A 23,784-nucleotide genomic window follows, 5' to 3' on the forward strand; every position below is an offset into this window, starting at 1 on the left:
CTGATCGGCTCCTTCTTGTGATGAGGCGCAGATCAGGGCAGGATGGACCTCATGATGATTTCTGTTTTAACAATCGTTCTGCTCATCTTTCTCAATGGTATTTTTGCCACGGGGGAGCTGGCGCTTATTTCAGCGAGGCGTGCCCGGCTTTCTCATCTGGCACAGAGTAAGGTTGCCGGAGCAGAGCGTGCGCTAAAACTCGCAGAAAATCCGCAGAACTTTCTGCCGACTGTACAGATCGGCATGACACTCGTCTCCATTCTGGAAGGTGCCTTTGGGGGCAGCCAGATAGAGGAGGCGGTACGGCATTCCATTGAGCATTGGGCGGTTTTACAGCCTTTTGCTGGTGAACTCTCCATCATCATCGTTGTGGCATTGATTACGTTCGCCATGCTCGTTTTTGGCGAATTGGTGCCGAAGCAGATTGCGCTGCATCGACCTGAAATTATTGCCATACGTTTGTCATCTGCCTTGCTGATGCTGGCATGGTGTACGAGGCCGGTCGTCTGGCTGCTGAGTAGAACGTCCGATTTTGTTCTGCGCCTTATAGGTATTGGCTCTCTGCCCCGTGCGACCGTGACGGAGGAGGAGCTGAAGGCCGTTCTGCAGGAAGGGATGCAGGCGGGAATTTTGGAGACGGGGGAGCGAGAGATTATCGAGCGTCTGCTCCGTCTGGCAGATCGTCCCGTTCGTGCCATCATGACCCCCCGGAATGAATTGTTCTGGATCGATCGTAATGCGGATGAGGAGACATTGGCACGGAAGCTTCGCCAGTCATCCTATGGGCGGATCGTGGTCTGTGACGGGGATGTGGACCATCCTGTCGGTGTCATGCTGGCCAAGGATGTGATGGATCGGCTCCTGCTGGGTTTGCCTCTGTCTATTGATGCCGTGTTGCGGACACCACCTGCCATTCCGGATAGCCTGACGGCGCAGGGTATGATTGAACGCCTCAAGGGCATTTCCTTGGGGATCGTGTTTGTCTTTGATGAATACGGGTCTTTTGAAGGGATCGTGACGCCTTCAGACGTGTTTGAGGCTATTATCGGCGATGAGGCGCTGGATGCGTCTACGCAGAAAGGTGAGGAGGCTGACGGCAAGGAGGAATATATCCTTGATGGTACCATGCCTGTTGATGAGGTCTGTGCCCGTCTGAATATCCCTGTTCCACCTGAAGATGGGCGTTACCATACGCTTGGTGGTGCTCTGATGGCTCTGTTGCGCCGTGTCCCTGCCAAGGGGGATAAGGTCGTGTTTTCTGGCTGGCTTTTCGAGGTTCTGGAGATGGAACGGCGCCGTGTTCTGCGGGTGCGTGTCAGCCGTTGGGCATTGGCAAAGAACTGAGACCGGGAATCTGTGCCGGGTGGGTAGTTGATTCTCAGTAAAGAAAGAGTAAGTTTTATATAAACTTACAGTTAAGTCATAAGTTTGTGATGGGCTTGTCTGTGTTTTTATAAAAAAAATTATAATATTTCTTTCTGATCAGGCAATGATTATCAAAAAAACTCCTTTGCCTGTCTTGGCGATGTCTGGTGGTGTCGATATAAACCGGGCAACCACTATCCCTAGTGTCGTGTCGTTGTGTAGCGGCGGAGTGGGGAGGTGCTACGAGAAGGAGTTGCGCATGATCACGCTTTCACCTGACTACCGTCCTTCCGCAGATGAGGAGTTCATGAATGAGCGGCAGCTGGCCTATTTCCGCCAGAAACTGCTGCACTGGCGGATGGACCTTCTCAAGGAAGCAGGGGAAACTCTGGCCAGTCTCTCTGAAGGTGGGATTCATGAAGCTGATCTGGCGGACCGTGCTACAGTGGAAACGGACCGTGCCTTCGAACTCAGAACCCGTGACCGTGCCCGTAAGCTGATTATCAAGATTGATATGGCTCTGGCCCGGATCGAAGATGGTTCATACGGCTATTGCGAAGAAACGGGTGAACCCATCGCTCTACAGCGTCTTGAGGCCCGTCCGATTGCTACATTGTCGCTTGAGGCGCAGGAACGGCATGAGCGGCACGAAAAGATTTATCGGGATGACTGATTAGAGGTTGCATGGCGGGGGCGAATAGGCTAGTTAACCCGCCATAGGACAGCAGGGCTGCTGTAGCTCAGTGGTAGAGCACTCCCTTGGTAAGGGAGAGGTCGCGAGTTCAATCCTCGCCAGCAGCACCACCGCCACGAGGCGCTTTTCTATCCTGTCTGTTTTTTCCCCTACATGAATCTTCTTATGTCCCTTGTGGGGCTGTGTGTTCCTCTTTCGTATTAGGGCATGTTTTCTATGGCTGATCCGGTTGTTCTTTATGGCATCAAGACCTGTTCTACCGTGAAGAAAGCCATGCACTGGCTGGAGGAGCAGAATATTGCCTTCCGCTATCATGATGTACGCAAGGATGGTCTGACAAATGCTCTCCTGAAAGAATGGAGTGCTAGCGTAGGGTGGGAGAAGCTTCTCAACCGTTCGAGCCTGACATTCCGCCGCCTTGATGAGGTGGCCAAGCAGGATATTGATGAAGCCAAGGCTATGGCTCTGATGCTTGAACATCCGACATTGGTTCGCCGTCCTGTTCTGACGGTTGGAGACACGGTGACGGTTGGTTTTAAAGCTGACAGTTATGAGGCTCTTTTCTCTCGAAAAGGCTGAAAGGTGGCGGGCATGCTCGTTGCCTCGTTCATAAGATGGTAATAAAGGCTCCACTCGTTGGAGCCTTTTGTTTTTTCAGATGAGGGAGAGGAATGATGGAAGTGTTTTCACGGCGTATTCCTGCTTCTTCATCCACACTGTCAGAGAAGGATTTTCCGGTGATGGCGCCGGAGCAGGTACAGATGCTGTTCCGGCGGCGTCTTTCGGAAATCTGTGCCCGTTTTGAGGACTGGCAGACTCCAGTGCAGGTTTGTGGTGTTGTGGGCGAAGTTCCCGTGGACCGCTGGCGCCGGCGTGAAGGGACGCCGTTAGTGGATCAACGGACCGGCGCCGCCATTCTGCTGGATATTTCTCCTTCCTTGCTGGAGGGAGAGGGCCTTCACGCTGGCGAGCGTGTGCGCGTGTTTGGTTTGGTGAGGGCGCATCTGCATCAGGGGCAGGTGGTTCCTCGTTTTGAAGTTCTGTCCATTGCGCGCGATGAGAAAGAGGAGGCAGCCCGACAGAGTGAGGCTGTCATGCAGACTTTGCGTGACCTGAGTCCGCAACGGCGTGTTTTTCCTGTTCAGGAAGGGGCAAGGATGCTCCTTCTGGGACTAGGTGTGGGTGTGGAACGGCTACGAGCTGTGCAGCAGGCCCTCGGTGGTTTCTGGACAGAGCGGACAGTTACGATACAGGCTATTCAGGAGGATGTGGTCAGTTCGGCTATCCAGAGTCTGCAGGCGCTTGAACAGGATATTGTTTTTCTGGTTGTCGCAGAGGATTGCTTATCAGCTCTTGAGAGGGCCGCTTTCACGAAGGCCCTTCTCCAATGTCCGGCATACAGAGTGCTTGCCTGTGATAGGGGGACAGATGGCGGCATAACCACGATAGTGCCGCATCTGGTGGAGTGTTTCTTTAGTACGCCTCTGGAGGCTGCCGGTTATATTAGGCAGCAGAGCGGTATGGTGCGTTTGCGTCAGGATGAAGAACGAGCCCAGCAGGAAGAATTAACAGCCCTGAGGGCAAGTCTGGCAGCGTTGACAGAACGGCCAGCCGAAGCGGGACAGAGGCCGTTATTCCTGCCGCTTCTGGTTGGGTTGATTGTGGGGGCCGGTATCATGTTAGCTGTGCTGGGAGCTTTCCGGTTTCTATGAAGCGAAAAAAGGGGAAGCCTGTTTTGATGGCTTCCCCTTTTTTGTCTTTCGGTCACTAAAGCGGCCGTTAAGGCATGAAGGCCGGTCTGGTCTGAAATTTGGGTAGGAACTCCTCCAGAGCCGGGGCTAGCATGTGCATCTGATGGGCGGAAGCTGGTGAAAGCAGGAGGAGTGCCCGCTGGAGGTCATGCGGCTTGACGTTGGGGTGCCCTGCCAACCACATGAGCAGGCCATGCACGCTTAGTCCACCCGGTTCATCGGCTGGTGGCAGGGGCACGAACAGAATGGTGGGCGGGACGGATGCTGGAATGATTTCCAGAGGAGTGCTGCTATGACCAGTTTCATAAGGGAGATGAACTTGCCGTTTTTCTGCATCAAACGTGATGCGCAGGCTGGTCATCCCGAAGGGACAGGGGGCATCCCCCAGAGTAAAAGGGGCCCGGTCCTGTGTATGAAGTGTCAGAATATGCGGGTTCGCTTCCTGCCAGAAGCCAATGAAGGGCTGCCGCTGTTCTGTCTGGTCACATTCCAGGAGGCGCCCTTCCGTGAAGCGGAGAAGGACGCTCTGACCTGTCACATAGGGCGGAGAGAACTGCAGGTTCAACAGTAATGTGCTGTCAGCCGGGGGCAGTATCCGGTCATAATGGAACGTGTCATGTTGGACATGGTCCGCTATGGCGATGTTCGCATCCTGTTCCCGCTGTTTTTTCCGGTATTCGTCAAGGCGCTGCGCTGCCAGTTTCTTCAGGCGGGAGAGACCAGCCTGAAGGGCGGCTTCCCGCATCTGGTTCGCGAGCTTTCGCATTTCCCGAAGCTGATGCGTTCCCTGAGCGGTCATCTGTTCATTACGGTCGTAATGGGCCCGCATGGGAGGAGGCAGCTCTTTCTTCCCGTGAGCCAGAGCGCAGATATAATGCTGGATACAGCCACCTTCCCACAGGGAAGTGAGCACGGTTCCATCATTTGGATGATAAGGCTGGCCGTTGATGCGGCGTATCTTTTCTGCTGGCAGACCGAACATAAGTGGGTCTGTCAGCTCCTCAGCGGCGGGTAGGCTGTCGAGTCGAGCTAGGAGGCGGACAAACTGATGATCCGGGAATGAAGGGAGGGCATGCCAGATATGGTTGGCAACGATATGCCCCGGTGGCGGAGATAGATGGCCCGCCGTCCCGTGGATACGCCAATGGACAGCAATGGCCGAAGTTTCATCGGGAATGCGATGAAAGAGCGTCTGGGCACCACGCTCGACTGTGAGATACTCATCAGCATCCAGAATGATGATCCAGTCATCGACAGGGTCATCATGACCGTTTTCTTCGCGGGAGAGCTGCTTCATCCCCTGCGTGATGTGACGGAGATGCGTTAAGGCACGGCGGGTCAGGGTGAGGCGTCTTGCTTCGGCTGTCAGATCATCGGGCAGCTCCACGGGGAGCCATGAGACAGGCCAGTCCGGCTGGAGGCTGCGAATGATCTGCCGGGCGCTGTCATCAATGCCGCCATCAATGACGGCAATATGCTCGATACCTAATGAAAGATGCCATGCCAGCCAGCCCGGTAATGTGTGATCGGCCTGTTTCAGAAGGAGGGCACAGGTAAGCCGGGGGCGCTTAGCGGACATAAATACGCACCATGTTGTTCTGGATAGTCGGGTCGGAGCTGGCCCGCATGTCGATCTGTATGGGGCGGGCGCCCGCAGCCAGAATATGGCTGGCAACCGGATTGACGAGTTCCTGAGTCAGACGATGCAGGGATTCCGCTTCGGCATCCGGCGTCTTCTGCATGGGAGCCATGCCCTGAACGATGAACAGAATGTTGCTCTTGCGGCTTAGGGCTAGCTTGGTAGCTTTTTCCACTTCCGGCCCGTAGGTCTGCTCAGGCGTACCACCAGTGATCTGGAGGAAGGCCGGCCTGCCCGGTGCTGCGGCGGGCAGGGCAGGAGCGGCCACCTGTGGCGGCCTGCCAGCCTGAGGGTCGAAGGTGCGCTGGTCAATAGGATTGCAGCCGCATAGGGAAGCTGTGAGCCCTGCCAGAACGACAGGCCAGACTCGTAGAACAGAACGGTGGACAGAAAGAGCCATCATAAAACAACTAGTTACAGGAAGCGGGGCATGACGCAAGAGGGAAGCAGGCCTGCTTTAAAAACTTCATTTTCCCCCTGTTGCTCTTTCGCAGTGGTGCTATGGATAAAAGAGTCCTTTAGCTACCAATCATGGAGGAAGCGACCAATGGCCGTTAAAATTGCAATCAACGGGTTCGGACGTATCGGACGTCTGGTTCTTCGTGGCATCATCGAAAGCGGACGCACTGACGTCGAGCCGGTTCTGATCAACGATCTCGGCTCCGTGGAGGCCAACGCTCACCTTCTGAAGTATGACACCGTTCACGGCCGCCTGCCGGCTGATGTTGAGGTTGTCAATGGTGACCTGCTCATCAAGACCCATCAGGGCCGTACAATCGGGCCGATCAAGGTGACAGCTCATCGCAACCCGGAAGAAATCCCGCTTCAGGGCGTTGACGTGGCCATGGAATGCACAGGCCTGTTCACGGCTCGTGACAAGGCTTCTGCCCTGCTGACAGCCGGTGCCAAGCACGTGCTGATCTCTGCTCCGGGTAAGGACGCTGACGCCACAATCGTGTACGGCGTGAACAATGATGCCCTGAAGCCGGGCATGACCATTGTTTCCAACGCTTCCTGCACGACCAACTGTCTCTCCCCGGTTGCTTCCGTTCTGGATGAGACATTCGGCATTGAGCGTGGTTATATGGTGACCGTTCACTCCTACACGGGTGACCAGCGCACCATCGACACACTGCACAAGGACCCGCGCCGTGCCCGTGCAGCTGCTGTCAACATCATTCCGACATCCACGGGTGCTGCTCGTGCTGTTGGTCTGGTTCTGCCGCACCTCAAGGGCAAGCTGGACGGTACGGCCATTCGCGTGCCGACACCGAACGTCTCCCTCGTCTCTCTGGACTTCGTGCCGAAGCGCAAGCCGTCCTCCGTTGAGGAAGTCAACGAAGCCATCCGTGAAGCTTCCGAAGGTCGCCTGAAGGGCATCCTCGGTTACAACACGGAGCCGCTGGTGAGCCACGACTTCAACCACGTTGCCTTCTCCTCCACCTTTGATGCCACACAGACAGCACTGGTTGATGGTGGTGAGCTGGTTCGTATCTGCGCATGGTACGACAATGAGTGGGGCTTCTCCAACCGCATGTCTGACACGGCTTCTCTGTTCGGGAAACTCTGATCATGGCTTTTCGCACGCTTGATAAGGCGGAGGTACGTGGCAAACGCGTACTTCTCCGCGCTGACCTGAATGTTCCCATGCATGAGGGTGCCATTACCGATACGACCCGTATCGAGCGTGTGCTGCCGACTATCCGTGAGCTGACTGAGAAGGGGGCCAAGGTCATCCTTCTCAGCCACTTCGACCGCCCCAAGGGCAAGGTCGTTCCTGAGATGTCGCTGGCACCGGTTGGCAAACGTCTGGGCGAGCTTCTGGGTAGCCCGGTCGCCTTCGCTGCGGACTGCATTGGCCCCAAGGCCAAGGAAGCCGTGGATGCGCTGAAGGATGGTGGTGTTCTCCTGCTGGAAAACACCCGCTTCCACGCTGAGGAAGAGAAGAACGATCCGGAGTTCTCCAAGGCACTGGCTGCCAATGGGGACATCTATGTGGATGATGCCTTCTCTGCCGCTCATCGTGCCCATGCCTCCACGGAGGGCGTGGCCCATCTGCTGCCCGCTTACGCTGGCCGCCTGATGGAAGCCGAGCTGAAGGCCCTTTCCGCTGCTCTGGAAAGCCCGAAGCGTCCTGTCGGTGCCGTGATCGGTGGGTCCAAGATTTCCACGAAGCTGGACCTGATCGGCAACGTGCTGGACAAGGTGGACGTTCTGTTCATCGGTGGGGCCATGGCCAACACATTCCTCGCTGCTGAGGGTGTGAAGGTCGGCAAGTCCCTCCAGGAATCCGACATGCATGAGACGGCTCGCAAGATCGCTGCTCACGCCAAGGAAAAAGGCTGCAAGCTGGTTCTGCCGGTTGATGCCGTTGTGGCTCGTGAGTTCAAGGCGGGTGCTGCCTCTGAGGTCGTGCCGGTGGATAAGGTGCCTGAAGACACCATGATCCTTGATGCCGGGCCGAAAACGGCTGAGCTGATCTCCAAACATCTGGCCGACCTGAAGACTCTGGTCTGGAACGGTCCGCTGGGTGCTTTCGAGATTGCTCCGTTCGACAAGGCAACGGTGGAAGTGGCTCGTGCTGCTGCCAAGTTGACCGAAGAAGGCAAGCTGCTGACGGTGGCTGGTGGTGGTGACACCGTTTCCGCTCTGCGTCACGCTGGCGTAGCCGACCGTATGAGCTATGTCTCCACGGCTGGCGGTGCCTTCCTCGAATGGCTGGAGGGTAAGACCCTTCCGGGTGTTGAGGTTCTGCGCGCCAAGTAAGATCAGTTCATACTGGTTTTGCAGGAAAGGCGGTTACCCTTCGGGGTGCCGCCTTTTCTGTGTGTGGAATGGTTGTCATAAAAAAACGCAGCGGGAACAGGGTCCGGCTGCGTTTTGTAAAGTCTCAAAGTTTGGAGGAGGGGTTACTCCTCGTCTTCTGAGAACCCCTGCTCCTTACGCCGTTCCTTAACGGCGGAGGCCATAGCCTTTTGTAATTTCTCCATGGCACGAGCCTCAATCTGGCGGATACGCTCACGAGAGACGCCGTAATGGTGAGACAGTTCTTCCAGCGTGGAAGGGTCTTCTTTCAGGCGGCGTTCTGTCAGGATGTGGCGCTCACGTTCATTCAGGGTCTGCATAGCTTCGGCAAGCAGGGCCTTGCGACCGCTCATATCCTCGCTCTCGGCCAGCAGGTCTTCCTGATTCTCGTTCTGGTCTACGAGCCAGTCCTGCCACTCCTGTTCACCATCCACTCGTAGCGGGGCATTCAGGCTGTGGTCAGGTGCCGTGAGACGGCGATTCATGGAAATGACGTCTTGTTCCGGCACGCCGAGCGTTTTGGCGATATGGTCGATCTGCTCCGGCTGAAGGTCGCCTTCGTCATAGGCCTGCATTTGGCCTTTGAGGCGGCGGAGATTGAAGAAAAGCTTCTTCTGGGCAGCGGTTGTGCCCATCTTCACCAGAGACCAGCTATGAAGGATGTATTCCTGAATGGCAGCACGGATCCACCACATGGCATAGGTTGCCAGACGGAAACCCCGCTCCGGGTCGAAACGGCGAACAGCCTGCATCATGCCAATATTGCCCTCGCTGATGAGCTCGCTGACGGGCAGGCCGTAGCCCCGGTAGCTCATGGCGATTTTGGCGACAAGACGGAGATGAGAGGTCACCAGCTCATGGGCAGCGCTGCTGTCATGCTGGTCACGCCAGCGGCGGGCAAGGGCCAGTTCCTGCTCGGATGTGAGAAGGGGGAACCGGCGGATTTCCTGAAGATATCGGGAAAGATTTGTCTCCGGGCCGATAGCGGGTAGAGTTGAGGGAGACTTCATGTAATTTCGACTCCTTGCACCCAGCTGGTGGAGAGACGGGTAAACCAGACCGGCTCATCCACCACAGGAACGATGGGACCAGCCTGCACATGCTACATCTGGTCTGCTGTCGCCTCCATCGCAAATAAGGCAAAGGAGGCATGTTCCAATTCATTATAGGACGCTTCTTGTCCTATAACTCTCTAATTGATTCCTTCGGGAAGTCAAACTTAATAAAAAGTTAGACCGTTTCATCGCCTGAGAGGGCCTTCATGAGCGTCTGAAAGTCTTCTGGTAGGGGGGCTTCAAAGCGGAGGGATTCCTTCGTTCTTGGGTGGATGAACCCCAGCGTGGCGGCATGAAGGGCCTGCCGTGGGAAGTCCAGCGCCTGATGGCGTATGGCAACGGGCAGTTTGCGGGCCGCAGCCGGGATACGGCGCAGATAGACCGGATCGCCAAGCAGAGGGTGGCCATTATGAGAGAGATGGACACGGATTTGATGGGTCCGTCCGGTTGCCAGTCGGCATTCCACGAGGGATACGCCAGCATGGAAGGTCTTTTTCGTTGTAAAGCGTGTCAAAGCGTGTTTGCCACCTTGTGAAACAACGGCCATGCGTTTGCGGTCTCGTTTGTCCCGCCCGATGGCACCTTCAAATTCACCAGAGGGTGGCAGAAGTCCCCATGCCAGAGCGAGATAGGCACGTTCCATAGTGCGAGTGGCGAAGGCTTCCGACAGGGCCTCATGGGCGAGGGGTGTCTTGGCCACGACCATCACGCCGGATGTATCCTTGTCCAGCCGATGAACGATGCCGGGTCGTTTCTCCCCACCAATGCCTTCAAAATCCGGCCCGCAATGGCCGAGGAGGGCATTGACGAGTGTTCCCGTCTCATTGCCGGGGGCGGGATGAACGACCAGCCCGGCCGGTTTGTCCAGAACGATCAGGTCCCTGTCCTCAAATAGAATGTCCAGAGGGATGCTTTCGGCCTGCGGGCGAGCGGGTTCTGGCGGGGGCAGGCGTAATTCCAGCTGCATTCCTTCGCGGAGGGAGAAAGCGGGGTCTCGCCGGGGCGTGCCGTTGCAGGTAAGGTGCCCCGTCTCGATCAGAGCTTTAACACGGGAGCGGGACAGGGTGCCGATGGTGTCGGCCAGCATACGGTCAGCCCGCTGCCCTGCCTGCTCGTGCGTGATGGTGAAAGAGTAGAGTGCGGGCGCATCCGCAGGGAGAGAATCGGAAATGAGTGAGTCGGACATGGCCCCTAATCTAGTTGAGTCTGGGCAAAACGGCGAGTCGAACCCGCCACGCACCCCTAAGGCTCTGGTAGCGGCTGTTATCATCATGGGGGTGATGATCGTACTGGGGACGGTTCTGCTGGTGGGGATCATCATTCATCGGATGATGAATCATGCTGCCACGCCGTCCACACCGGCATCTCCTGCGGCGATGCAGGCGGTAGCGGGGCCTTCGTCACTGGCGGGACCGGCCCTGCTGAAACTGCCCCGTCATGCGGATGAGCAGGTTATGGCTGTAACGGCCCGACCTGATGGTGCTCTGGCGGTTACGCTCAGGGATGGGCAGGGCGATGCCCGTATTCTGCTCTGGCAGCCGGAACAGGCCCGCCTTGTGGCGGAACTGACGTTAAGCGGCACGGCTGAGCACTAACCGTACGACCTGAAAAAGGAAGGCTGGCGGAGAGTGTCAGCCTTTTTCGGATAGGTTTGTTGGGCATTCCCGGAGGATGGAGGTCATCAGGCCGGGAAAGCGGTCTTCCAGTACATCAAGGCGGAGTGTATTGCGATGTTGTACGCCCTCTACCCGTGTCTGGAGAATGCCTGCTTCTCGCAGTACCTGAAAATGATGCGACATGCTGGACTTTGGCCTGCCACGCAGAAGGGTCGTGCAGTTAGCCTCGCCCAGACTGTGCAGATGGCAGATTATGCCTAGACGCACGGGGTCTGCTACGGCCCGCAGGAGGGGCAGGAGGGTAATGTCTTCTGGGGCGGGGTGGTGATACAGCACGGCCATGGGCATGTGTATCGGGAGTTCGGGGACATTTTGTCAAGGTTTTATAGTTTTATACATATGGAACTAATTTCATTGTTCTATGTTGATAGAACAAAAAGGAAGTGTTAGCCACAAAGACAGAGGGCAGGGTTTTGTCATTCTCTGTCTGGGTTATCTGGTCATGTTTTTGAGGAGAAAATCATGCCAACACTTTTTGATCCCATTTCCTTCGGGTCCATTAAGGCAGCTAATCGTGTCGTCATGGCCCCACTTACACGGGCACGGGCAGGTAAGGATGCCGTGCCAACGCTAATTATGGCGGAATATTATGGACAGCGGGCTACTGCCGGGCTGATCATTTCTGAGGCTGTGGGTATTTCCCGTCAGGGGCTTGGTTGGGCCTATGCCACGGGCATCTGGAATGAGGAACAGGTGGCGGGTTGGAAGACCGTTACTGATGCCGTGCATGAAAAGGGCGGCAAAATTGTCTGCCAGCTCTGGCATATGGGCCGGATGGTTCATTCCTCCACGACCGGGGAGCAGCCGGTGGCTCCGTCTGTTTCAACCGCACCGGGGCATATCCATACCTATGAGGGCAAGGCTCCTTATGAGGAAGCCCGTGCGCTGCGTCTGGATGAGATTCCGGGGATCGTGGAAAGTTACGCCAAGGCAGCACGCAATGCGATGAAGGCCGGTTTTGACGGTGTGCAGATTCACTCTGCCAACGGCTATCTGCTGGATGAGTTCCTGCGGGATGGTACCAACCATCGGACAGATGCGTATGGCGGGTCTGTCGAAAACCGCCTGCGTCTGCTGCGTGAAGTTACTGAGGCTGTCATTAAGGAAGTGGGGGCCGAGCATGTCGGTGTCCGTCTTTCCCCTAATGGAGAAGTACAGGGTACGGTGGACAGCAACCCGGCGGCTGTTTTCATCCCGGCAGCAAAGATGCTGAATGATCTGGGTGTGGCATGGCTGGAACTGCGTGAGTCCAACCCGTCCAGCACATTCACTTTTGGTGGTGCCACCGATCAGCCCAAGCTGTCCCCGGAAATCCGTAAGGTTTTCACCCGTCCGCTGGTGCTGAATCAGGAATATACACGGGATGAGGCCCTGAAAGCCGTAGAGGAAGGCAAGGCTGATGCCATCAGTTTTGGTCGTGCCTACATTGCCAATCCTGATCTGGTACGCCGCCTGAAGGATGATCTGTCGTTTCAGGATGATGACATGGCAACATGGTACGGTCCGATTGGAGCCAAGGGCTATACGGATTATTCGTTCGCCAAGTGATGGGCTGATAATATCGCCTGAAGGCGGGGTGGTGACTGGTATTTCCGGTCCCACCCCGTTTTCTGTAGGAGGGTATTAGTCCAGCGGGCGGGTCAGCTCGTACAGGGCTACGGCAGAAGCGTTGGAGACGTTCAGGCTCTCCATCGGGCCGGACATGTAGATCGAGGCGATTTCATCGCAGGTTTCCCGTGTCAGGCGGCGCAGACCGGCCCCTTCGGCACCCAGAACCAGAGCGACACGGCGTTCGCCAAGCTGGTTGCGGTCCAGTCTTGTCCCGCCTGCATCCAGCCCTACGACCCAGAAGCCGGCCTTCTGAAGCCCCTGCAACGCACGGGAAATATTGGTTTCCCGGATGATGGGTACAACATCCAGCCCGCCGGAAGCAGCCTTGGCCATGGTGCCGGTTTCATCAGGTGTGTGACGGTCCTGCACCAGAAGGGCAGCGGCCCCGAAGGCAGCGGCAGAGCGCAGGATGGCTCCGATATTGCGGGGGTCCGTCACCTGATCCAGCACCAGAATGGGGCCGGGACGGTCGATGACGTCCACGATTGCGGGGTTGTCCAGCGGTTCGACATTCAGGCAGACGCCCTGATGCACGGCGTCCTTGCCGCAGAGGGCATCCAGCTCTTCCCGGCTGACGATACGGGGCTGATGTGCTGTGTCGGGCAGGGAGTCAGCGGTTTCTTTTGTAGCCAGAAGGCTATAGATGATTCGTGCTGGATTCAGGAGGGCAGCCTCCACGGCATGCTGACCGTAGATCCAGTAGCCTTTGCCAGTGGCGGGGGCTCCGTGTTTGGTCGTGCTGCGGCGGGAGCGGTTGCGGGAGAGATTTTGCGCCTCGGGCAGGGCCACACGGCGGGAGGATGATTTTCTAGCCATAATCCTTTGTATAATCTTTCCTGATCGCATTGACATAGTAAGAAATGCATATTATCACACGCACATCCTGAGTTCGGAGGGGTGCCCGAGTGGCTAAAGGGGGCGGACTGTAAATCCGCTGGCGTACGCCTACGTTGGTTCGAATCCAACCCCCTCCACCAGGATGTTTTTCCCTGAAAAAATTTTTATGTTGTAGCCTTGTGAGGTAGTAGCTGTCTTTTTCTGTTATGGGGACAGGGACACGTGCCCGGTAGACCTTGATTTGTGCAGGGGACCGGGTACAGCCTTGGACTGCTGGTCCCTTCGACACTTCATATTTTACGATTGCGATGCGGCAGTGGTTTTGTCCGTAACAGGTTCAAACGAACGGACGATTGAGAGGAGGGTTTGAGTCTCCTCCTTGCCAAACAATCCACTGACGCCGTGCATGTTGATGTCTGTAAAAGGGCTTTCAAACAGAGTGGCAGGAGACAGGAAGCCATTTTCACAGAGACTGCTGATGACAAGTTCCAGGAACTCAATCTGATCGGCTGTCAGTGGCTGATGGCTCTGGATGAAACTGTCGAAAGCCTGACGGGCACAAACACGGTCCAGTCCCGTCAGAGCACGAAGAAAGCGTACGAGGCCGCCTTCTGCTTCTATATCTGCCCGTATAGTGTCATCCATGGCCAGGGCACCCTGTTGAAGGAGCTGTTCGAGGGCCTGAAGGTCCTGTTGTGTCAGAGGTTCGCCACGGCGGATTTTCAGGAGGCTTGCATGGTCAAGATGAGCATCAAGAAACTTCCGGACCTGCCGTTTGAAACGGTTTTTATCGACACTTGTATTAGTAAGTGTCAGAGATACTGCCTCTGATGGGCCGCGTTCATCCTGAAAAGATGTATATAATATGGGGTTGGTTTTTGTCTCAATGAGCTGGACGAGTGTCCGGAGACGGCAGCGCACATCTTCCAGCATGTCGACAGTGATACCTTCCCACCATGCAGCATTCTGTAGCTCACTGATCAGAGGCAGTTCGTGTTTGACGAGGGGGATGTTGGCAAGTCCCTCCAGAGCGGAGGCAACCTGACATATCTGTTTCTGGATACCGACAAAACTGGCTGCTTTTTGCAGTAAGGCCAGTTGTCCCCGTATTATGAGAAGATCGAACTGTTTGGCGGGCAGATTGTCTTCCGGTTCACGGAAGGCGGTGGGGAGAGCTGCCAGTTCATCCGCCAGAACTGTACGATCCTCGGCGCTCAGGGTGGCCCATGCATCGTCAGACTGGAAGCGCTCCAGAACACGAAGGTGGGGGCGTACAAGGACATTATTGGGATTCAGGGCTTGCACCTCGTTGCGCAGACGGGTTTTCAGGCTGTTTTGTAGGGTAGTGTGTTGGTCCTGTGCAGTTTCAAGGGCGGCAAGTAAATCCAGCCGTGAGCAGAACAGACGTTCATTCAGGGAAGGTTGTGGGGCGACTGCGGGGCGTTTCAGTTCCGTGTTGAATGTTTTCAGATTGTCGTAATAGTCAAAGATGCGGAAGCGGGTCTTGTCTTCACCGGGGCCAAAGAGATCGGGGCACAGTCGTGTTCCCCTTCCGATCATCTGCCAGAACTTCGTATGAGAGTAAACGGGGCGGAAGAACACCAGATTGACGATTTCCGGGATGTCGATCCCTGTATCCAGCATATCCACGGAGACTGCGATCTGAGGATCACTGTCGGATTTTGAGAAATCATCAATCAGGCTTTGAGCGTGGGAGATGGAGTAGTCAATCTGTTGGGCAAAATGGCCCTTTAGTTCCGGATAATTGATGTTGAAGCGGTCTATGATGGCTTGGGCGTGGCGACTGGAGCGGGCAAAGATGATGGTTTTGCCCAGTTTGTTGCCATTCTCTACATGGATGCCTTCTGTCATGAGCTGTTCGATGACGAGATCAATCGTATCGGCATTGAAGATGGATTTATTGAAATCACTGCCTTCCAGCTGAGTGGGCAGGTCGCCTTCATCACCCCATTCCAGAGCTGCCCATTGTTCTTTTTCTTCATCACTCAGCTCATCGTAACGTAGTCCATCCCGGGGGAGACGTAGCGAGGAGGCGATCCCTTCCGGCGGGACAAGCATCCCATCTGCAATGGCGTCTTCCAGATCATAGACATCTGTTGGCGTGCCCGTTTTCAGGTCAAAAAGCTGATAGGTGTCGCGGTCGATTTCATCGCGGGGTGTTGCGGTCAGGCCGATCAGAAGACTGTCAAAATAGGAAAAAAGAGCCTTATACTTGCGATAGATGGAGCGGTGTGCTTCATCGACAATGATGAGGTCGAAATGACCGGGGCCGAAGCGGCGGATATCACCGTCCATCTCCTCCAGTTTGCTGATCATGCTCTGGTAAGTGGAGAATATGACATGCGCCCCTGTAACCGTATCGGTAGAGCTGCGTGATACTTTGAGAAGATTGGCAAGAGGAGCCGTAGGCAGATGCTCTCTGAAGGCTCGTTCCGCCTGTTCAACAAGGGCAACACGGTCGGCCAGAAACAGGACATTCCGTATCCTGTTGGCACGCATGAGTTGATCAATCAGGGCAATTGTCGTGCGGGTCTTGCCCGTACCTGTTGCCATGACGAGCAGCGCCTTACGCCGGTGATCCTGCTCAAAACTTTCGCCAACGCGGCCGATGGCCCGTATCTGATAGAAGCGGTCCACGATTTTCGTGGAGACTGGAATTTCGGCGAGGGGACGGCAGGTCTGACGGCGCTGGATGATGCGCTCTATTTCATCTTTCTTGAAGAAGCCTTCCACCTGCCGCGGGGGATATGTGTGATCATCCCACAGCCAATGCTCATAACCGTTCGTGCAGAAGATGAGGGGGCGCTGGCCGTAGGTTTTTTCGAGGCAGTCAGCATACAGCTTCGCCTGATGCTGGCCTGCTTTTGCGTTTTTGCGGGTTGATTTGGCTTCCACGAGCGCGAGCGGTTTGCCGTCATCTCCCCAGAGGACGTAATCCACACGTCCCTGACCGCTGCTGCTGGGCATCCCTGTAACCGGGAACTCCTGATCGTCAGCTCCCTCCAGTGACCAGCCTGCTTCTTTTAGCAGAAGGTCAATGAGAAGGCTGCGGGTCGTCGCTTCGTCATAATTGTGCCGGTCTGGTATTTTCTGGCTGGCAAGGCGTAATGCTTCTACCTCTGCACGGACGGCAGCAAGTTCTTCTTCTGCTTTCCTGCGACCTTCTTCGGACTCAAACTGTTTTCTTTCTGCTTCTCGTCGGAGTTGTTCTTCCTTGTCCAGTTCCTTCCGCATTTCCTGTATCTGGCTGACAGTGGAAGCGGTGATGGTGAGCGTTTCTTCCAGTTTTGTGGGGTCGAACTGCAGGGTTTCGGTAGGTCTTGCTGAACGGTTATAGGTGCGGGCCAGCCAGTAGGCGATGTGAAAGAATTCGCTGACTGTCGATTTGGAATCATGCTGTGTAATGGGCCTATGGTCATGGGCTGCACGGTTCCCCTGATCCTTCACATAGCGTGCCTTGCAGGTCAGGGTGGGGCCGACAAGCTGGTAGAATGAATCGGTACCGAGTTTCTGGGCAAGGGTTGTTTCCCGAAGGATCAGGTTTTCCCGAGCAAGGAAAGGTTCGTTTGTGTAGAGCCAGTTGATGGCGGTCTCTAGTGCGAGACGTGTCCAGAAGCAGGCCCCTCGTGGGTCGGACAGGGCTGCCTGTTCTGCTTTTGTGGCATATTTGTAGATGATCGGGAAATCGGTCTTTAGAAATGTGAATTGATGCATGATTGTTTTTCCTGAGAAAAGGGATGGGCGTTGGGTGAGGAAGCAGGGCGGTTATAACTCTCCTCGAAAAGCCCGTTGCTGGAGAGACTGAAACAGCATTTCCTGCTTTGCCAGTGCCTGCCTGTGATGTTCCTGAAGTGCTTCAAGCTTTGCAATTCGGGCAGCAAAACGCTCCTGTTCTGCGAGGGGTGGGAGGGGGATGGGAATTTGTCTAGTATTTTTTTGATTTAGTTTGGGCACGGTAGTACCTGATATGAATGGTGTCAGGTCGGTCTTGTTAAGAAAAAATATTAGAAAGCTATCGATTATTTTTTTTCTATTGGGCTTGAGGACGTGTGCATGGTTATTTACCCATGTCTTTCCTGAGATGGGGTAAGCACTTTTTTCTAATTTCCCCCATTTAGCTCCATCTTCACCAAGTAAGACTAGGGGCTCATTAAAAATGTAGTTATCAACATAGTCAAGAATTCCAGTTGCTCCGTAATATGGGAAAATTCCGGGGGTGCGATCTTTTTTCGTTATGGGGCGGCGCATATTATCTAGTATGTCCACAATATTTTCTAATTTCGTAATATGTATATTTTTATTGTGTTGTTCAATATGTCCAAACATATCATGAAAAATAGCTTCTCCCAGTACATCCAGTTTCTTTAAGGCGTGTCTACGAAGCTGGCATAGGTCATATGCTTTATCCAGAATGGCAGCGATGCGTTTCTGTTCTGAAAGAGGTGGGAGAGGAATAGAAATACGTTGGATGGCAGATTTGGAAAGTTCTTTAAATGTTGCACCGCTTCCCATTGCCTGTAGGTGCGCCTTGTTATGATTCAGCCACCAATATAGAAAGTTGGCATCAAGTCGATTGGAAGGAAGGAAGCTTTTGAAGCCCTGATTGGTGGCCATTGGAACGCTGTTGATGGCGATATGGCCAATTGGAGCACGGGATGAAAATAAGACTGATCCAGCAGGTAATAATTCGGCGGAGCTATTCTGTATTCCGAGCTCCGTAAGTGTCCTTTCTGTTTTAGAAATATATTTCTCCTGCAAGTTACTGAGGTCTTTGGGCGTTGCCCATTTAATGTCACCACCCCAAAATTCTGACCGCGTACTCTTTGGGGTTCCACCGCTAATGATTTGTGTGACACTATCCAATTTCACCATTGGCCACGTCTGTGCGGTCATCCCAGCATCTCCTTCAGGGCGGCCATTTCAGCGGTGATGCTGGCATCCAGCTCATTCAGTTCGGCCAGAAGTTCGGTAGGAGTGGGATAATTGATTTCTTCCTGCTCGATCATTTTATATCGGCTCATGGAAAGATCATAATCTTTGGCCGCTATATCTTCCTTGGGGACAAGAAAGCTTTGAGCCGTGCGGGGGCGGTCAGCTTCTGCTGTCAGGGCGTTCCAGCGGGTGAGTATGTCAGGCAGGTTGTTTTTTTCGTGCCCGGTATCGCCCAGCGGGTGAGCGGGGGTAGGGCCAAGCTGCTCCGGGTCCAGAAGGGGCGTGCGTTTGTCGTCCAGAGAAAAGCCATCGGCCTGCATGTCGTAGAACCAGACATTGTCCGTCCCGCCAACGCCTGTTTTGGTAAAGAGGATGATCCCGCAGGATACACCAGCATAGGGGCGGAAAACGCCGGATGGCAGTTTGATGATGCCTTCCAGTTTGTGGGATTCGACCAGTGTCTTCCGTATTTTCTTGTGAGCGGCTGAACTGCCGAACAGGACGCCTTCCGGCACGATGACAGCTGCACGGCCACCCACTTTCAGGAGGCGGAGAAAAAGGGTCAGAAAGAGCAGCTCGGTTTTCTTCGTCTTGCTGAACTGAAGAAGATTTTTTGCGACTGTTGTTTCATCCAGTGACCCCTTGAAAGGGGGATTGGCGAGGATAAGAGAATAGAGGTCTTCATCCTTGCCATGACGTTCAGACAGGCTGTCCCGGTAGGAAACTTCAGCATTGTCCAGTCCGTGCAGAAGCATGTTCATGGAGCCGATGCGGAGCATCGTGGCATCAAAGTCGAACCCATGGAACATATGGTTCAGGAAATGGTCACGCTGTTCCGCATTACGCAGCATCTGGGGTTCGTGATGACGGAGATATTCCCCGGCTTCCATGAGAAAGCCGCATGTGCCAGCGGCAGGGTCACAGATGGTGTCTGCTGGAGTAGGCCGCCTTAGCGCGACCATGAGCTGTATGATGTGCCGGGGGGTGCGGAACTGGCCATTGGTACCAGCACTGGCCAGCTTGCCGAGCATGTACTCGTACACATCGCCTTTTGTGTCCCGGTTTCCCATTTCCAGCTTATCCAGCATGGCCACGGCTTTGGCCAGAAGGCTGGCACTGGAGAAGCCAAGCCGTGCATCCTTCATGTGCTGGCCGTAGGATGAGCCTTTCTCTCCCAGAGACCGCAGGAAGGGGAAGACGTGCTCATCCACAACCCGCATCATTTCACGGGATTCAAAATTTTTGAAACGGGACCAGCGGAGGTTGCTGTAAGGCTCTCCCTCCTCATCCGTCCCTGCGGGGAAGATGGGGTTCGTGATGGGCTCGCCAAGCGTTTCCGCTCTGGTTTCCATGGCCAGTTGCAGATCATCCAGACGCTTTATGAAGATCAGAAAGGTCAGCTGTTCAATGACGGACAGGGGATTGGAAACACCACCAGAGTGGAAAGCGTTCCATATCTGGTCAATCTGATTGCGGATCTGTCCTGTCAGCATGGGGCTTCCTTTCTGGCTGGCCGTGTTGTCTTTTTTAATCAGGGCGGCAGGAGAAAGTAAATGGAGGCGGTAGCGTAGGGCTGTTCAGCCAAATACTGGATAAAAGGGACGGTGCCAGTCTTCATGGGGATTGTACATCATGATGGTGATGAAGGTTGGAAGAAAGGTACCGAGTACCGTGGCGGCATGTTCGACAGGCTGGCGATTGAGGCTGCTCTGCCATGTAGCACCCCCGTAGAGAAGCTGACTGCGCAGGACATGCAGCCGGTCAAACAGGATGCTCAGCACATCAGTGGCGTTTTCTGCCCTGATGGCAGCTTCGTAATGACTGACAGAGAGATGAAAATGTTTTTCCCAACCTTCATGACTGTCATGTCCATGTTTATGGTGCCAGTATGATGCAAAAAGGTAGTGATCCTCACTAAGGCCACGAATGGCAGGGAGCAGTTTGTCCCATAAATGGGTTTGCAGGATTTGGTCTGTGTCATGCTCGATCAGTTTCTGAAGAAAGCTGTCACGGATGGCTTTCTGATCTTCATGGCTGGCAGAACTTTCCCGGTCATCGGTGTAAAGGGCGCTCATGGCAATCCAGAGTGATATGACCTTTCCATCGGTATCATTCTGAATGCTGTCTGCCCGTCCAACCCAGCTGATGGCACGGTAGGTCCGCAGGGCCAGAGTGGAGGGTAGGGTCCCTCTCAGGTTTTGGTAATCCAGCCGTAGCCTGTCTGTTTGGGATGGTTCAGCCTGACGGACAGGGCTGTTGATGAAGTGTGTGTTGCCCTCATGCCGCGAAGGCCCCTGATATGGCGGCGTAGCCGGGGTGTTTTCCGTGACTTCATAGCGGCAGTCATCATCCGACAGGAAAAGATCGTCCCGGTTCTGCCAGAGCCATTCATCGCAATAGAGGATGGTCCAGTCCGGGAGTTCAGATTTTAGGTTTTTTGCAATGGTCAGCCCGGTAGCTGTAAAACCTTTCAGGTCAAAAGGGGCTCGGTCTTTTTTGGGCAGGTAATATTCAAAATTATCGGTAAGGCGTATCCACTCATCCAGCCTTGTGCGGAGCTGGTTCGTTATGGGCAGGTCCTCCAGAAGAATGGGCTGGCCATCGCTTGTCCAGACAGATTCTGTCAGATCGCCTCCAAGAACAAGGCATTTATCATCGGGCAGGTCAGGTTCATCCGTTATCTGGTTCATGATCTGTTACGTTGTCGCCTGGTGTTGAAAATCAGGTAGAGAGGCGTGTGGGTCCCAACTGTTTTGCTGAGAGTAGGCATGTTAGTATTTTTTTCATGATAACGACCAGTTTTGACGATCATGTTTGGAGCTGGTCAGAAGGAGCGCACGGTCATGGTGTCATCGGATAATAAGCCTTCCCACCATTGGAAACCAGCAGACATGATCCGCATAGAAGGCGCGCAGGAGCATAACCTGAAGGATGTCTCGCTGGAGGTGCCACGGGGCTGTCTGGTGGTGTTTACCGGCGTGTCCGGGTCGGGGAAGTCCTCGCTGGCGTTCGGGACGCTCTATGCCGAGGCGCAGAGGCGGTATCTGGAGACAGTCGCTCCCTATGCACGGCGGCTGTTTCATCAGCTTCCACCACCGAAAATCCGTAATATTGAAGGTTTGCCGCCCGTTATTGCGCTTCAGCAGCAGGCGGGAACGAGTAGCCGGTCTTCCGTGGGGAGTGTAACGACTCTCTCCAATCTGCTGCGGATGCTCTATTCCCGTGCAGGAACCTATCCAGCCGGTGCGACCATGCTGGAAAGTGACGATTTCTCTGCCAATACGCCGCAGGGGGCCTGTCCACGCTGTCAGGGCACGGGATGGCTCTATGATGTCGTGGAAGAAAAAATGGTGCCCGATCCGGCCCTGACCCTGCGGGAAAAAGCCGTGGCGGCGTGGCCCGGTGCGTGGCAGGGGCAGAATCTGCGGGACATCCTCATGATGCGTGGGGTCGATTTGGACACACCCTGGAAGGACTTGCCCAAAGAAACACGGGACTGGATTCTGTACACGGATGAAACCCCGACAGAGCCGATCTATCGGGGGCTGGATTACGCCGAGAGTCAGGCGGCCATGAAGCGGGGAGAACCGGCGACCTATCAGGGTACTTTCGCCAGCGCACGCCGCCATGTCATGCAGAGTTTTCATGGCTCCAAAAGTGCGAAGATGCGTGCCCGTGCGGCGACCTTCATGCAGGCGACACGCTGCCCGGTCTGTCACGGTGCCCGCCTGAAACCCGAAGCTCTGGCCGTGCGTTTTGCAGGGCAGGATATTGCCACCCTGTCCCATCTGCCGCTGGAACAGCTTCATGCCGTGCTGAAAGACCAGCTGGCCGGGGAACAGAGGGCCGATGCGCAGGGGCGTGTGATTGAGGAAATCGGTACGGCCCTGCTCCGGCGGCTGGAGATTCTGCTGGAGCTGGGACTGGGTTATCTCCAGACGGATCGGACCGTGGATAGCCTGTCTCCCGGTGAATATCAGCGGCTCCGGCTGGGGACGCAGGTCCATTCTGCCCTGTTCGGTGTGGCCTACGTGCTGGATGAACCTGCTGCCGGACTCCATCCAGCGGATATTGAAGCTCTCTTGAACGTGCTGGGCCGTCTGCCCAAGGCCGGGAATTCCCTGCTGGTGGTGGAGCATGATCCCGTTGTCATGCGGCGGGCGGACTGGCTGGTGGATATCGGTCCCGGCGCAGGCAGTCATGGCGGGCAGGTGCTTTATAGCGGCCCGCCAGAAGGGCTGAAGCGGGTGGAAGCTTCCCGCACACGGCCTTACCTGTTTGCTCCGCCGCCGCTGGAACGCAACTCTGTCAGACAGGTGGAGCGGTGGCTTCAGATAGACGGCATCACATGGCGGAACATGCAGACTCTGTCCCTGAAGCTGCCGCTGGGTGTTCTGGTGAGCGTGACGGGTGTTTCAGGCTCTGGCAAATCCAGCCTTATCAGTCAGGCTCTGGTGAGTCTGGTGGGGCGTGCTCTGGGGCAGAAGATTGAAGAAGCGGATGAACCGCAGGATGATGAAGACACCACACCGCTGGCTGGTGAGGCGGTAGATGCGCAGCCGGAAGGGCGTATCGTGGCAGGGCTGGAACATGTCCGCCGTCTGTCCATCATCACGCAGAAGCCCATCGGGCGGACGTCACGCTCCAATCTGGCGACCTATACGGGCATTTTCGACCAGATACGCAAGCTCTTTGCCGCAACGGAAGCGGCCCGCACGGCAAAACTGGATGAAAGCTGCTTCAGCTTCAATGTTGCCAAAGGGCGGTGTCCGCATTGTGAGGGGCTGGGAACAGTCTCGGTCGGGTTGCTTTTCATGCCCGGTGTGGAGGCTCCCTGCCCGGTTTGTCACGGAGCACGCTATAAGGATGAGGTTCTGGACATCACGCTGCGGGAGAAAAATATCGCTGATGTACTGGCCATGACGGTGGAGGAGGCCTGCATTTTCTTTGCCGGGGAAGGTGCGCTGGCCCGTGGTTTGGAAACGCTGGAACAGTCTGGTCTGGGTTATCTCCGTCTTGGTCAGCCTGCGCCGGAACTTTCGGGCGGTGAGGCGCAGCGGCTTAAACTGGCAACAGAGCTACAGAAGCGCCGACCAGCCCCCATGCTCTATATTCTGGATGAACCTACGACTGGCTTGCATCCCTCCGATACAGACCGGCTGCTGGGGCAGCTTCAGACATTGGTAGAGCAGGGGCATAGCGTGGTCGTGACCGAACATAACATGCGTGTCGCAGCGGCGAGTGACTGGGTGATTGATATTGGCCCCGGCAGCGGGGAGAAAGGTGGGAAGATCATTGCCTCTGGTCCACCGGAAGACGTAGCTCGGAATAAGGCCAGCCGCACCGGGCCCTACCTGAAGGAAGTTCTGGCTGGAGAGTGACACCGGCCGCCCCACCA

Annotated in this window: 19 protein-coding genes and 2 tRNA genes; 11 read left to right on the top strand and 10 right to left on the bottom strand. The window is 55.4% G+C overall.

Annotated features, from left to right (window positions below):
• The first annotated feature begins 51 nt into the window (after positions 1-51).
• From NQF86_RS05080 to NQF86_RS05100, 5 genes are all read left to right on the top strand, one after another.
• Positions 52-1,344 carry a hemolysin family protein gene (locus NQF86_RS05080; RefSeq protein WP_266116554.1) on the top strand — a complete coding sequence of 431 codons (1,293 nt, stop codon included), beginning with the start codon at positions 52-54 and terminating at the stop codon, positions 1,342-1,344.
• 280 nt (positions 1,345-1,624) lie between these two features.
• Entirely contained in the window at positions 1,625-2,038 is a 414-nt protein-coding gene (gene dksA, locus NQF86_RS05085) for an RNA polymerase-binding protein DksA (RefSeq protein WP_266116555.1), read from the top strand.
• A gap of 56 nt (positions 2,039-2,094) precedes the next feature.
• Positions 2,095-2,169, top strand: a tRNA-Thr gene (locus NQF86_RS05090).
• Positions 2,170-2,275: 106 nt separating this feature from the next.
• Positions 2,276-2,638, top strand: a complete 363-nt coding sequence (locus NQF86_RS05095) for an arsenate reductase (RefSeq protein ID WP_266116556.1) — start codon at positions 2,276-2,278, stop codon at positions 2,636-2,638.
• Positions 2,639-2,730: 92 nt separating this feature from the next.
• Entirely contained in the window at positions 2,731-3,771 is a 1,041-nt protein-coding gene (locus NQF86_RS05100) for a hypothetical protein (protein ID WP_266116557.1), read from the top strand.
• A 67-nt stretch (positions 3,772-3,838) separates the two neighbouring features.
• Here NQF86_RS05100 and NQF86_RS05105 read toward each other — a convergent pair whose 3' ends face one another.
• Together NQF86_RS05105 and NQF86_RS05110 are read right to left on the bottom strand one after the other, a co-directional pair.
• The gene (locus NQF86_RS05105) at positions 3,839-5,389 is read right to left on the bottom strand and encodes a glycosyltransferase family 2 protein (RefSeq protein WP_266116558.1); all 1,551 of its coding nucleotides are present in this window, start codon (positions 5,387-5,389) and stop codon (positions 3,839-3,841) included.
• Positions 5,379-5,852, bottom strand: a complete 474-nt coding sequence (locus tag NQF86_RS05110; RefSeq protein WP_266116559.1) for a hypothetical protein — start codon at positions 5,850-5,852, stop codon at positions 5,379-5,381. The genes NQF86_RS05105 and NQF86_RS05110 overlap by 11 nt, the downstream gene beginning before the upstream one ends.
• 144 nt (positions 5,853-5,996) lie before the next feature.
• Between NQF86_RS05110 and gap the strand changes: the two genes are divergently transcribed.
• Together gap and NQF86_RS05120 are read left to right on the top strand one after the other, a co-directional pair.
• Entirely contained in the window at positions 5,997-7,019 is a 1,023-nt protein-coding gene (gap, locus tag NQF86_RS05115) for a type I glyceraldehyde-3-phosphate dehydrogenase (protein ID WP_266116560.1), read from the top strand.
• Positions 7,020-7,021: 2 nt separating this feature from the next.
• Positions 7,022-8,215, top strand: coding sequence for a phosphoglycerate kinase (locus NQF86_RS05120; protein ID WP_266116561.1), 1,194 nt, complete (start codon positions 7,022-7,024; stop codon positions 8,213-8,215).
• Between the two features lie 143 nt (positions 8,216-8,358).
• Here NQF86_RS05120 and rpoH read toward each other — a convergent pair whose 3' ends face one another.
• Positions 8,359-9,264 (bottom strand): RNA polymerase sigma factor RpoH, encoded by a 906-nt coding sequence (gene rpoH / locus NQF86_RS05125; protein WP_266116562.1) that lies wholly within the window; start codon positions 9,262-9,264, stop codon positions 8,359-8,361.
• Between the two features lie 220 nt (positions 9,265-9,484).
• Entirely contained in the window at positions 9,485-10,495 is a 1,011-nt protein-coding gene (locus tag NQF86_RS05130; RefSeq protein ID WP_266116563.1) for an RluA family pseudouridine synthase, read from the bottom strand.
• On the opposite strand from NQF86_RS05130, the gene NQF86_RS05135 reads away from it, so the two are divergent.
• On the top strand, positions 10,479-10,904 hold the full coding sequence (locus NQF86_RS05135) for a hypothetical protein (RefSeq protein ID WP_266116564.1): 426 nt from the start codon (positions 10,479-10,481) through the stop codon (positions 10,902-10,904). The genes NQF86_RS05130 and NQF86_RS05135 overlap by 17 nt on opposite strands.
• 36 nt (positions 10,905-10,940) lie before the next feature.
• Here the strand turns inward: NQF86_RS05135 and NQF86_RS05140 are convergent, their stop codons facing one another.
• On the bottom strand, positions 10,941-11,267 hold the full coding sequence (locus NQF86_RS05140; RefSeq protein WP_266116565.1) for an ArsR/SmtB family transcription factor: 327 nt from the start codon (positions 11,265-11,267) through the stop codon (positions 10,941-10,943).
• Positions 11,268-11,447: 180 nt separating this feature from the next.
• Between NQF86_RS05140 and NQF86_RS05145 the strand changes: the two genes are divergently transcribed.
• Entirely contained in the window at positions 11,448-12,533 is a 1,086-nt protein-coding gene (locus NQF86_RS05145) for an alkene reductase (protein ID WP_266116566.1), read from the top strand.
• 75 nt (positions 12,534-12,608) lie between these two features.
• Here NQF86_RS05145 and rlmB read toward each other — a convergent pair whose 3' ends face one another.
• A complete protein-coding gene (gene rlmB / locus NQF86_RS05150) occupies positions 12,609-13,412 on the bottom strand; it encodes a 23S rRNA (guanosine(2251)-2'-O)-methyltransferase RlmB (RefSeq protein ID WP_266116567.1) in 804 nt (267 codons plus the stop codon).
• Between the two features lie 75 nt (positions 13,413-13,487).
• On the opposite strand from rlmB, the gene NQF86_RS05155 reads away from it, so the two are divergent.
• Positions 13,488-13,573 (top strand) — tRNA-Tyr (locus tag NQF86_RS05155).
• A 157-nt stretch (positions 13,574-13,730) separates the two neighbouring features.
• Here NQF86_RS05155 and NQF86_RS05160 read toward each other — a convergent pair.
• The 4 genes from NQF86_RS05160 to NQF86_RS05175 form a co-directional block, all read right to left on the bottom strand.
• On the bottom strand, positions 13,731-17,168 hold the full coding sequence (locus tag NQF86_RS05160; RefSeq protein WP_266116568.1) for a DEAD/DEAH box helicase family protein: 3,438 nt from the start codon (positions 17,166-17,168) through the stop codon (positions 13,731-13,733).
• Between the two features lie 51 nt (positions 17,169-17,219).
• A complete protein-coding gene (locus tag NQF86_RS05165; RefSeq protein ID WP_266116569.1) occupies positions 17,220-18,347 on the bottom strand; it encodes a restriction endonuclease subunit S in 1,128 nt (375 codons plus the stop codon).
• Entirely contained in the window at positions 18,344-19,879 is a 1,536-nt protein-coding gene (locus NQF86_RS05170; RefSeq protein ID WP_266116570.1) for a type I restriction-modification system subunit M, read from the bottom strand. The genes NQF86_RS05165 and NQF86_RS05170 overlap by 4 nt, the downstream gene beginning before the upstream one ends.
• 84 nt (positions 19,880-19,963) lie before the next feature.
• Positions 19,964-21,076: a hypothetical protein gene (locus tag NQF86_RS05175; protein WP_266116571.1), complete on the bottom strand. Its 1,113-nt coding sequence runs from the start codon at positions 21,074-21,076 to the stop codon at positions 19,964-19,966.
• A 153-nt stretch (positions 21,077-21,229) separates the two neighbouring features.
• Between NQF86_RS05175 and NQF86_RS05180 the strand changes: the two genes are divergently transcribed.
• Positions 21,230-23,767: an excinuclease ABC subunit UvrA gene (locus NQF86_RS05180; protein ID WP_266116572.1), complete on the top strand. Its 2,538-nt coding sequence runs from the start codon at positions 21,230-21,232 to the stop codon at positions 23,765-23,767.
• Positions 23,768-23,784 lie beyond the last annotated feature (17 nt).

This window comes from Bombella pluederhausensis (assembly GCF_026385525.1).
In the GTDB taxonomy this organism is placed as follows: Bacteria; Pseudomonadota; Alphaproteobacteria; order Acetobacterales; family Acetobacteraceae; genus Bombella; species Bombella pluederhausensis.